Source organism: Burkholderia sp. 9777_1386, assembly GCF_015712265.1.
In the GTDB taxonomy this organism is placed as follows: domain Bacteria; phylum Pseudomonadota; class Gammaproteobacteria; order Burkholderiales; family Burkholderiaceae; genus Burkholderia; species Burkholderia cenocepacia.
In genome coordinates this window covers 1-10,695 of sequence record NZ_JACCQB010000097.1, presented here as the reverse complement: position 1 = coordinate 10,695, position 10,695 = coordinate 1, and the positions used below count along the sequence as shown (strand labels likewise).

Below are 10,695 nucleotides of genomic sequence, written 5' to 3'. Positions count from 1 at the left end.
GAGCTGTGATTCGAGCTTAACGGCTCGCAGGAGACACAAGCTGTGCCGTAGCCGCCAACCGGCAAAGCAGCGCGCCAAACGGCGCGCCACCACTGAAGTTTGAAGCAAATCGAAGATATAAGGAGACATCATGACCGACACCCGAAGCCGGTTCCTCGCCGGCCAGTGCACGCTCGCGCAGCGCCGCGCATCCGACCCGACAGGACGTTGACCGACATGACCGATTCGATTCGCTTCGACGGCGGCACCGCCGTGATTACCGGCGCGGCCAGCGGCATCGGCAGCGGGCTGGCGCGCCACGCGGCCGCGCTCGGCATGCGTGTCGTACTGGCCGATCTCGATCCGGCGAAACTCGACGCGTTCGCCGCGACGCTCGACACCGACGTGCTGTGCGTGCCGACCGACGTCAGCCGGCCGGAAGCCGTCGACGCGCTGGCCGAAGCCGCATGGCGGCGCTTCGGCGGCGTCGACCTGCTGTTCAACAACGCGGGCGTGATGGCGACCGGCTTCAGTTGGGAAATCACGCCGGAGCGCTTCGAGCGCAGCTTCGCGATCAACGTGCACGGCGTGCTGAACGGGATTCGCAGTTTCGTGCCGCGCATGCTCGAACGCAACGCGCCGGCGCGGGTCGTGAACACCGCATCGGTCGGCGGCTTCCTGCCGAGCCCGCTGATGTCGCCGTATTCGGCGACGAAATTCGCGGTGGTCGCGCTGACGGAATCGCTGTACGGCGAACTGAAGATGCTCGGCGCACCGGTCGGCGTGTCGCTGCTCGCGCCGGGGCCCGTGCTGTCGGGCATCTTCAACGATCCGTTCGGCGCCGCGCACGACCGGCCCGAGGTGCGCGGTTTCGTCGACACGATGCGCACGATGCTGAACGCACACGGGCTCACGCCCGACGCGTTCGCCGAGCGGGTATTCGACGGTATTCGCGCCGGGCGCTACTGGCTGATTCCGCAACCGGAGACGCTCGACGGCGCGCTGCAGCGGCGCACCGACGACATCCTCGCCGCCCGCGATCCGTCGCTGCCGTCGTTCTGAATGCCGGCGGCCGGCGCGTGTCGTTACATATGCGTGCCGGCGTGCGTGCGGCCGCCCGGGTCGCCGCCGCGATCGGGCGGCGTATTGTTCTGATCGATCTTCGCGAACACGAAGCCGACGGGCGGCAACGCGGCGGGCGAACGGTGCGTCGCTTGCGCGACTGCGGCGGGCGGCGACGCGGCGGGAAAACCGGATGACGTCACGCCCGGTTGAGCGAACGCCGAAAGGGAAGCGGCCGCCAGGGCGGCGGCGACGATCGCGTGCGTATTCATGGTGACTCCTTCACGACTGACTTCAGGACGACGTAATCAGTCTAGGGCGCGAAACTTAACGCGACGTGAAGGGTCGGCGGCGCGCGCATGACAGGATCTTCATGCGCGCCGCGACGGTCAGGCCGGTGCCGACACCAGCGCGCAGAAGTTCTCGAGATCGACGTTGCCGCCGCTGATCACCACGCCGACGCGCTTGCCCTGCAGCGCATCCTTCATCCGTCGCACGGCGGCGAACGACAGGCAGCCGGTCGGCTCGACGACGAGCTTCATGCGCGTGGCGAAGAAGCGCATGCAGTCGACCAGTTCCGCGTCCGTCGCGGTCAGGATGTCGTCGACGTCGCGGCGGAGGATCGGGAACGTCAGGTTGCCGAGGTGCTGCGTCTGCGCGCCATCGGCGATCGTGCGCGGCGTGTCGATGTGCACGATCGTGCCGGACCGAAACGATTGCTGGGCGTCGTTGCCGGCTTCGGGCTCGACGCCGTACAGCTTCGCGTGCGGCGACAGCGCCCGCGTGGCGAGCGCGGTGCCCGACAGCAGGCCGCCGCCGCCGAGCGGCGTGAATACCGCGTCGAGCGGGCCGACTTCGTCGAACAGTTCCTTGGCCGCGGTGCCCTGGCCGGCGATCACGTCCGGGTGATCGTAGGGCGGAACCAGCGTGAGCCCGTGCTTCTCCGCGAGCTCGCGCCCGATCTGCTCGCGATCCTCGGTGTAGCGGTCGTAGGTCACGACGTTGCCGCCGTAGCCGCGCGTCGCGGCCATCTTCGCGGTCGGTGCGTCCCGCGGCATCACGATCGTCGCCGGAATGCCGAGGATGCGCGCCGACAGCGCGATCGCCTGCGCATGGTTGCCCGACGAGAACGCGACGACGCCGTGCCGGCGCTGTTCCGCGCTGAAGCGCGACAGTGCATTGAACGCGCCGCGGAACTTGAAGGCGCCCATGCGCTGCAGGTTCTCGCACTTGAAGAACACCTGCGCGCCGAGCGCGTCGTCGATCGTCCGCGACGTCATCACCGGCGTGCGGTGCGCATGGCCTTCGAGCCGGGCCGCGGCGGCGGCAACGTCGTCGTACGTGGGGAGAGTCGGAGAGTTCATGGTCGCTAGAGGTCGAAAAGGTCAGTCAACGGGAAATTCGAAACGGGACGGCAGGGCGCGCGGCGTCACTTCGCATCGTTGTAGACGGTGGCGCGCGAGACGCCGAGATGCTGCGACACGATTTCCATCGCGCGGCGCACTTCGAGGAAGCCGTCGGCCTTCAGCGTCTGCATCAGCTCGCGGCGCTGGTCGGTCTTCAGCTCGCGCGGCGTCGTCGCGAGGCGCGTCGCGAACGCGTCGATGCGCTGCCGGATCGCGTCCGCGCCGGCCGGGTCGAGCGTTTCGACGACGGTTTCGCCGTCCGTGCGGCAGAACTGGTTCAGCATGCCCTGGAAGCCGCGGAACAGCGTGACGTCGGCATTCAGGCACAGCGCGGCGACGTAGCGCCCGGTCGAATCCTTGATGCCGATCGACGTGCTTTTCGCGGTGCGGCCGTCGGCGAAGCGGTTCGGGTAGTTCGCGAGCACCTGCGGGAAATCGTCGTCGGCGATGCGGGCGAGGCCGAGCTCGGTCGCGGGATCGCCGACCGCGCGTCCGGACAGGTTGTTGTGGATCGCGAGGATCGCGTGCTCCGGCGTGCGCAGGTCGTGCACGACGACCTCGGTGAACGGCGCGAACATCGCGCCGAGCCCTTCGGCGATGCGCTGCACCTGCTCGATCAGCGAGGCCTGTTCCGACGGCCGTGGTGTGTCGTTCGTGCTCATGCGTGGTCCTGGGGAGCAGGGGTGTCCGTCGTTTCCGGCCGCGTGATGTCGGCCAGCAGCGGGCGCGCGATCCGGACGTAGTCGGCCGCGTCGAGCACGACCGAGCGGTCGAGCCGGCCCGCGTTGAACGCGATCTCGTCATTGTGTTCGACCAGTGCGGGATCGACGACGAGCGTCACGTTCGAATCGAATGCGAACGGCGGCACGGCGCCCATCACGCAGCGCGTGACGGCGGCCGCGACGTCGGGCGACGCGAGCGTCGCCTTGCGCCGGCCGAGCGCATCGGCGACCTTGCGGAAGTCGATTTTCAGGTGGCCGGGAATCACCGCGAGCGCGGTGGCGGCGCCGCCATCCTTGAACGTGCAGAGCATCGCCTTCGCGCCCTGTTCGGGACGGGTGCCGCGCAGCGCGGCGATCGCGTCGGATTTGCCTTCCGCCGGATGCTCGAGCACGCGGAAACGCGCGCCGGCGGTATTCAGCAGTTCGCACAGCGTGTCGAAAACGGGCGAGTCGTTCATGGTGCTCCGGAGCAGGCGGGCCGGCGCGCCGATGCGCGCGGATCAAAGAATTGTCCAAGTATAGACGTTTTGTCATGGCTGTGACAAAGGGGGGCGCGCTCGTCGTTGCCCGACCGCGGCCCAGGCATGTCGTTCTTCAGCAGCCGAAAGGGCGTTTCATATTGCGGGATACGCGCCGGATTCCTGTCGCCGCGTTTTACCGCCGCTTGAAACCGTGTTTTGCATCGCAAAAACGCCTGGCTATCTCATTGAAAAACAACAGAAATTTATATCTTATGTCTTATATAAGACTTGACCGAAATTTCGCTGGACGGGATTACTATTGAGTCCATGCAGTTCGCTTCGTCACACGCGGCGGGCACGCTGAACCCTTTACTCAAATGCGCTTCGTTCCCAGGAGATAGACATGTCCCAATATCAAGACGACATCAAGGCAGTGGCTGGTTTGAAGGAAAACCACGGCAGCGCGTGGAATGCCATCCGCCCCGAATATGCCGCCCGCATGCGTGCCCAGAACAAGTTCAAGACCGGCCTGGACATCGCGAAGTACACGGCGAAGATCATGCGCGCCGACATGGCCGCGTACGATGCCGATCCGTCCAAGTACACGCAGTCGCTGGGTTGCTGGCACGGTTTCATCGGCCAGCAGAAGATGATCTCCATCAAGAAGCACTTCAACAGCACCGAACGCCGCTACCTGTATCTGTCGGGCTGGATGGTCGCCGCGCTGCGCTCGGAGTTCGGCCCGCTGCCGGACCAGTCGATGCACGAAAAGACTTCGGTCAGCGCGCTGATCCGCGAGCTGTACACGTTCCTGCGCCAGGCCGACGCCCGTGAGCTGGGCGGCCTGTTCCGCGAACTGGATGCCGCGAAGGACGCGGCCGCCAAGGCCGCGATCCAGCAAAAGATCGACAACCACGTCACGCACGTCGTGCCGATCATCGCCGACATCGACGCCGGCTTCGGCAACGCGGAAGCGACCTACCTGCTGGCCAAGCAGTTCATCGAAGCGGGCGCGTGCTGCATCCAGATCGAAAACCAGGTGTCGGACGAGAAGCAGTGCGGCCACCAGGACGGCAAGGTCACGGTGCCGCACGAGGACTTCCTCGCGAAGATCCGCGCGATCCGCTACGCATTCCTGGAGCTGGGCGTGGACGACGGCATCATCGTCGCGCGTACCGATTCGCTGGGCGCCGGCCTGACCAAGCAGATCGCCGTGACGAACCAGCCGGGCGACCTGGGCGATCAATACAACTCGTTCCTCGATTGCGAGGAACTGTCGGCCGACCAGCTGGGCAACGGTGACGTCGTCATCAAGCGCGACGGCAAGCTGCTGCGTCCGAAGCGCCTGCCGAGCAACCTGTTCCAGTTCCGCGCCGGCACGGGCGAAGCGCGTTGCGTGCTCGACTGCATCACGTCGCTGCAGAACGGCGCCGACCTGCTGTGGATCGAAACCGAAAAACCGCATATCGCACAGATCGGCGGCATGGTCAGCGAGATCCGCAAGGTGATCCCGAACGCGAAGCTGGTGTACAACAACAGCCCGTCGTTCAACTGGACGCTGAACTTCCGTCAGCAGGCGTACGACGCGATGAAGGCAGCGGGCAAGGACGTGTCGGCTTACGACCGCGCGCAGCTGATGAGCGTGGAATACGACGAGACCGAACTGGCGCAACTGGCCGACGAGAAGATCCGTACGTTCCAGGCCGATGCATCGCGTGAAGCAGGCATCTTCCATCACCTGATCACGCTGCCGACGTACCACACGGCCGCGCTGTCGACCGACAACCTGGCCAAGGAATACTTCGGCGACCAGGGCATGCTCGGCTACGTGGCCGGCGTGCAGCGCAAGGAAATCCGTCAGGGCATCGCCTGCGTGAAGCACCAGAACATGTCCGGTTCGGACATCGGTGACGATCACAAGGAATACTTCAGCGGCGAAGCGGCGCTGAAGGCCGCGGGCAAGGACAACACGATGAACCAGTTCTGATCGTCGTTCGACCCGAAGCACGAAGCCAGCCCCGCGGGGCTGGCTTTTTTTTGTCTGCCCGAGCCTGGCACGTCACCCGCGCACGGCCTTCACGACGTACTGGCTCGTCGGCACCACGTCGATCTTGTCGAAATCGATGAAGCGCCCGCAACTGTCCATCATCTCGGCCACGTTGCGCTGGAACTTCTCCTCGTCGCCGACCGCATCGAAAAACGCGTGCGGATCGGTCATCGCGGCGGCCGGGAAGCATTCCCCGACGATCGCGTCGTAGCCGGGCGCCGCATGCGTGAGCGCACGCACGACGACGTTCTGCACGTACAGGAAATTGTCCTGCGTATCGATCGCGACACGCGTGTGATGGCCGTGCCACACGTCGAGCCACGCTTCGTGCGTGAGGCGCGGCGGGCGCTTCAGGAATGCGAGCTGCGAGAAACCGGTCGTACGCTCGCCGGGCCGCGCGGGGAAGCGCGTGTTCGGAATCGGCTGCGACTCGGTGACGAGATACGCGGCCATGTGCGGGACCACGGCGCGCACCGCGTCGTCGAACGGCTGGCGGAACATTGCGTTCGCGCTGTCGACCCATACCGCGACGATCCCGTCGATGCCCGGCTGCGTGTTGGTCTGCTTCAGGCCGGCGGCGGGCGCGACGTCGGCATCGGCGACGTTCACCTGCACGCCGTGCGCGCCGAGCGACAGCAGCCGGTCGGCGAGCTGCGCGCGTACGCCGCGGCTCCACTGATCGGGCGCGACCTGTGCATCGCGCCACAACACGTAAATGACTTTCTCCATGGTTCCGGCTCCGGGAAGGGAATGACGGGAGCGGCGGCGTGGCCGCCGCGGTTCAGGAAGCGGTTTCGGTCGATCCGGCCGCTCGATGCGCACCGGGGGCGAAGCGGTTCGCGGTCAGCGTGAACGACGGTGGAATCGGCGACGTGACGGTTTCGAACAACCGCTCGTGGCGCGTCGCATGAATGCGCCATACGCCGTCGCGCTTCACGTACTGGTCGTCGTAGAACGCGGTGCCGTGCAGCAGGTAGTCGTCGTCGAGGTTGATCGCGTGATCCTCGAGAAACCAGATGCCGCATGCGTGCTCGGCCGACACCAGCGTGAGCTCCGGGTGATGGCCGTGATGCATCGTCAGGAAGGTCGGCTTGCCGATCAGTTCGCGCAGGCTCGACACGAAGGCGTCACGGCCGTCGTACGCATACCGGCCGCCATACAGCCGCGCCTCGCAATCCTCAGTCAGGCACGCCGCGAGCAGCGTCCAGTCGTGCGTGTCGACCGCGCGGAAATACCGGTACTTCAACTGACGGATCTGCTCGTATTCGTGGAGCGTGCGGGTCGTGTCGTCCATCGGCGTGTCTCGTGGTGGTGTCGTTCGATGGTAGGGACGAGGCCGCCTGCATCACATCGTCTGTTCGGACGAAAGCCGCGTGCGCATGCGCGCGGCGCTGCTTCGACGAAGCGCCGGTTTCATCCGAACGGGTGATGGCCGGCGCAGCGCGCGGCGGTAACGTGGCATCGACGCGGCCTTCGAACCGCGCCGGCACCGAACAAGGAGACGGGATGACCCTCATCGAATCGCTGGAAACGCGCGTGCGCAGGCTCGAGGACGCCGATGCGATCCGCCGGCTGAAGGCGCGCTACTTCACGTGCTGCGACCGCAAGGATCCGCAGGGCATGCGCGACTGCTTCGTGGCCGGCCCCGTGCAGATCGATTACGGCCGGATCGGCACGTTCGACACGCGCGACGCGCTCGTCGACGTATTCGAGCGGCTTGGCTGCCATCCGCACATCGTTGAAATGCATCACGGCGTGAATCCCGACATCACCGTGATCGACGACACGCAGGCGCGCGGCACGTGGGGCCTGCATTACCAGATGATCGACACGCACGCGCGCACGCTCACGCAGCTCGGCGCGACCTACGACGACGTGTATCGCAAGGTCGACGGCGAATGGAAGATCGCGGCCACGCGCTGCGTGGTCACGTCGACGCTGTCGGCCCGCTACGAAGGCGACGCGCCGGGCGTGCTGTTCGCCGGTGCGCAGCCGCCGGCTGCGTGATGAACCTTCCACAGGAGACATCGAACATGACACAGAACCACGATGCGCCGGTTGCCGTCGTGACGGGCGCATCGCGCGGTGCCGGCAAGGGTATCGCGCGGGCGCTCGGCGCGGCCGGCATGACCGTCTACGTGACGGGCCGCTCGCAGCGCGAAGGCGATGCGCCGCTGCCCGGCACGATTCACGAGACCGCACGCGAGATCGACGCGCTCGGCGGCCGCGGGATCGCGGTGGCCTGCGACCACGCGGACGACGCACAGGTGAAGGCGCTGTTCGAACGTGTCGAGCGCGACGGCGGGCGGCTCGACATCCTCGTCAACAACGCGACCTACCTGCACGATCAATTGATCCTACCCGGCCCGTTCTGGGAGAAATCGCTCGATCTGGTGAACATCCTCGACGTCGGGCTGCGCTCCGCGTACGTCGCGAGCTGGCACGCGGCGCCGCTGATGGCGAAGCGCCGCAGCGGGCTGATCGCGTTCACGTCGTCGTTCGGCGCGAGCTGCTACATGCACGGCGCGGCGTATGGCGCGCAGAAGAGCGGCGTCGACAAGTTCGCGAAGGACATGGCCGTCGACCTGAAGCCCTTCGACGTCGCGGCCGTGTCGATCTGGATGGGGCCGCTGCGCACCGAGCGCACGACGCGCGTATGGGAGGAACATCCGGATCTGTACAAGGAGTTTTCGCTCGTCGCCGAAAGCCCGGAATTCACGGGCCGCGTGATTCATGCGATCCACGACGATCCGCGGCGCATGGCGCTGTCGGGGCAGGTGCTCGTCGGTGCGGAAGCCGCGTTGCAATACGGCATCGCCGATCTCGACGGCAAGCAGCCGCCGTCGTACCGCGAACTGCTCGGCGGGCCGGTGCAGGCCCATCCGGCGATCGTCGCCTAAAGGAGCACGCATGGGCATCCTGAACGGCAAGGTCGCGCTCGTCACGGGCGCGGGGCAGGGCGTCGGCCAGGGCGTCGCGCATGCGCTCGCCGCCGAAGGCGCGCACGTCGCGGTGGTCGGCCGCACGCGCGACAAGCTGCTCGCGACGTGCGAAGCGATCCGTGCGCGCGGCGGCCTGGCCGACGCGTTCGTTTGCGACGTGATGGACGCCGCGCAGATCGCGCGGTGCGTCGAGGCCGTCGTCGAGCGGTGCGGCGGCGTGCAGATCCTGATCAACAACGCGCAGGTCGTGCCGCTCGGCCGCCTGCTCGACGTGAGCGACGCGGATTTTCTGGCGGGACTCGAATCGGGGCCGATCGCGACGCTGCGGATGATGCGCGCGTGCCATCCGCATCTGAAGGGCGACGGCGTGATCGTCAACTTCGCGTCGTCGGCCGCGGTGCGCTGGGATGCGTCCGGTTACGGCGCGTATGCAGCGACCAAGGAGGCGATTCGTGCGCTGACGCGCGCTGCCGCATGTGAATGGGGCGCGGACGGCATCCGCGTGAACGCGGTCGCGCCGCATGCGTTGTCGCCGGGCCTGAAAGGCTGGATCGATGCGCATCCACAGGAAGCGGCCGCGTTCTTCCGCACGATCCCGCTCGGCCGCGTCGGCGATTGCGAGCAGGACATCGGGCGCGCGATCGTGTTTCTCGCGAGTCGCGACGCCGCGTATCTGACGGGCGCGACGCTGCCGCTCGACGGCGGACAGGCGTACTGGGGCTGACGTCGCACGGCGTGTGCCCATCATCAATTCGGCAGCCGCGCGCATGCGTGCGCAGCGCTGCCGGCAAACCGGAATCGAGAGAGGACGACATGGGTCGACTGGCAGGCAAGGTAGCGATCGTCACGGGCGGCGCGCGCGGCATGGGCGCCGCGACGTGCAGGCTGTTCGTCGAAGAGGGCGCTCGCGTGGTGATCGGCGACGTGCTCGACGCGGAAGGCGAAGCGCTCGCGCGCGAACTCGGCGACGCGGCGCGCTTCGTGCGGCTCGACGTGGCCGACGAAGCGAGCTGGGCGCGCGTGGCCGAGGCGGCCGTCGAGCAGTTCGGCCGCATCGACGTGCTCGTCAACAACGCGGCCGTGCTGGCGTTCGGCGGCATCACCGAGCTGTCGAAACGCGATTTCGAGCGGGCGGTGTCGATCAATCTGGTCGGCACGTTCGTCGGCATCCGCACGATCGCGCCGCGCATGATCGCGCAGCAGAGCGGATCGATCGTCAACATCTCGTCGGTGGACGGGCTGCGCGGCGTGAATGCGCTGGCCGCGTACGTGTCGAGCAAATGGGGGGTGCGTGGGTTGACGAAGGTCGCCGCGCTCGAGCTCGGTCACCAGGGTGTGCGCGTGAATTCCGTCCATCCGGGCGGCGTGAACACCGCGATGTCGAACCCGACCGGCGCGCCGCTCGAGGAAATCAACCGGCACTATGCGAACGTGCCGCTGCAGCGCGTCGGCTTGCCCGACGAGATCGCGCGCGCGACGCTGTTCCTCGCGAGCGACGAAGCGTCGTACTGCAACGGTGCGGAACTGGCCGTCGACGGCGGGATGGCGGCGGGCGCGTATTACCCCGGATTGCCTGGCGCACCGTTTTGAGCGGGGACGTGTGGCGGGCATTCAAACAGGATGTTTGTGTACGCAACCTAATTCAGGGTTTGCCTGAGTAGCGAAAACGCGAATTCGCGCGGCGCGCGTTTGCGTCGCGAGTACGCGCGAGCGGCAGGGTGAAATTGCCGCTCGTGCGAAACCCTTGCGGGGCGGCCGTCGCGGCCGTTTCGTCCCCAAAGCCCGCGCGACCACGCCTGTAAAAAGGACCTGTCTGCAACGCGCATGCCGGCGCGCCGTCACAGTTGTTTCTTGTTGCAACGCAACGCCCGCCCAATAACGGCGATGGTATGCTGGCCGGCATGGAGTTGTATGGCAGGTTGCTTGCATGGCGAAACTCGCGTTCGCACCCTCTAACGAGACTTCACCTTCTCTCGCACGCATCGCGGCATCGACGCGCGCTCCGCTCGCGCGTCCCGTCCTGCGCGCCGCATCCTCCTGCGCTCCGCACGCATTCCCCATCTCGCGGGCCCGCCC

General features: G+C 66.8%; 12 protein-coding genes. 6 read left to right on the top strand and 6 right to left on the bottom strand.

Annotation, left to right across the window (positions count from 1 at the left end):
• Positions 1-216 precede the first annotated feature (216 nt).
• Positions 217-1,041, top strand: a complete 825-nt coding sequence (locus H0X91_RS34220) for an SDR family NAD(P)-dependent oxidoreductase (RefSeq protein ID WP_006483043.1) — start codon at positions 217-219, stop codon at positions 1,039-1,041.
• 23 nt (positions 1,042-1,064) lie between these two features.
• Here H0X91_RS34220 and H0X91_RS34215 read toward each other — a convergent pair whose 3' ends face one another.
• The 4 genes from H0X91_RS34215 to H0X91_RS34200 all read right to left on the bottom strand — a co-directional run bounded on the left by H0X91_RS34215 (position 1,065) and on the right by H0X91_RS34200 (position 3,627).
• Positions 1,065-1,313 (bottom strand): hypothetical protein, encoded by a 249-nt coding sequence (locus tag H0X91_RS34215; RefSeq protein WP_059722751.1) that lies wholly within the window; start codon positions 1,311-1,313, stop codon positions 1,065-1,067.
• Between the two features lie 117 nt (positions 1,314-1,430).
• Positions 1,431-2,405, bottom strand: coding sequence for a threo-3-hydroxy-L-aspartate ammonia-lyase (locus H0X91_RS34210; protein ID WP_059722753.1), 975 nt, complete (start codon positions 2,403-2,405; stop codon positions 1,431-1,433).
• A 65-nt stretch (positions 2,406-2,470) separates the two neighbouring features.
• Positions 2,471-3,109, bottom strand: coding sequence for a helix-turn-helix transcriptional regulator (locus H0X91_RS34205; RefSeq protein ID WP_048988232.1), 639 nt, complete (start codon positions 3,107-3,109; stop codon positions 2,471-2,473).
• Entirely contained in the window at positions 3,106-3,627 is a 522-nt protein-coding gene (locus tag H0X91_RS34200) for a YbaK/prolyl-tRNA synthetase associated domain-containing protein (RefSeq protein WP_196433785.1), read from the bottom strand. The genes H0X91_RS34205 and H0X91_RS34200 overlap by 4 nt, the downstream gene beginning before the upstream one ends.
• Before the next feature lie 406 nt (positions 3,628-4,033).
• On the opposite strand from H0X91_RS34200, the gene H0X91_RS34195 reads away from it, so the two are divergent.
• Positions 4,034-5,617 (top strand): isocitrate lyase, encoded by a 1,584-nt coding sequence (locus tag H0X91_RS34195; protein ID WP_196433784.1) that lies wholly within the window; start codon positions 4,034-4,036, stop codon positions 5,615-5,617.
• Between the two features lie 72 nt (positions 5,618-5,689).
• Here H0X91_RS34195 and H0X91_RS34190 read toward each other — a convergent pair whose 3' ends face one another.
• Positions 5,690-6,406, bottom strand: coding sequence for an EthD domain-containing protein (locus tag H0X91_RS34190; RefSeq protein ID WP_196433783.1), 717 nt, complete (start codon positions 6,404-6,406; stop codon positions 5,690-5,692).
• 52 nt (positions 6,407-6,458) lie between these two features.
• Positions 6,459-6,971, bottom strand: coding sequence for a nuclear transport factor 2 family protein (locus tag H0X91_RS34185; protein WP_006494806.1), 513 nt, complete (start codon positions 6,969-6,971; stop codon positions 6,459-6,461).
• Positions 6,972-7,183: 212 nt separating this feature from the next.
• Between H0X91_RS34185 and H0X91_RS34180 the strand changes: the two genes are divergently transcribed.
• The 4 genes from H0X91_RS34180 to H0X91_RS34165 all read left to right on the top strand — a co-directional run bounded on the left by H0X91_RS34180 (position 7,184) and on the right by H0X91_RS34165 (position 10,209).
• Positions 7,184-7,684 carry a nuclear transport factor 2 family protein gene (locus H0X91_RS34180; RefSeq protein WP_006483068.1) on the top strand — a complete coding sequence of 167 codons (501 nt, stop codon included), beginning with the start codon at positions 7,184-7,186 and terminating at the stop codon, positions 7,682-7,684.
• A 26-nt stretch (positions 7,685-7,710) separates the two neighbouring features.
• Positions 7,711-8,577: an SDR family NAD(P)-dependent oxidoreductase gene (locus H0X91_RS34175; protein WP_059722758.1), complete on the top strand. Its 867-nt coding sequence runs from the start codon at positions 7,711-7,713 to the stop codon at positions 8,575-8,577.
• A 10-nt stretch (positions 8,578-8,587) separates the two neighbouring features.
• Positions 8,588-9,343: an SDR family NAD(P)-dependent oxidoreductase gene (locus tag H0X91_RS34170; RefSeq protein ID WP_006483036.1), complete on the top strand. Its 756-nt coding sequence runs from the start codon at positions 8,588-8,590 to the stop codon at positions 9,341-9,343.
• Positions 9,344-9,432: 89 nt separating this feature from the next.
• The gene (locus H0X91_RS34165) at positions 9,433-10,209 is read left to right on the top strand and encodes a glucose 1-dehydrogenase (RefSeq protein WP_062885537.1); all 777 of its coding nucleotides are present in this window, start codon (positions 9,433-9,435) and stop codon (positions 10,207-10,209) included.
• Positions 10,210-10,695 lie beyond the last annotated feature (486 nt).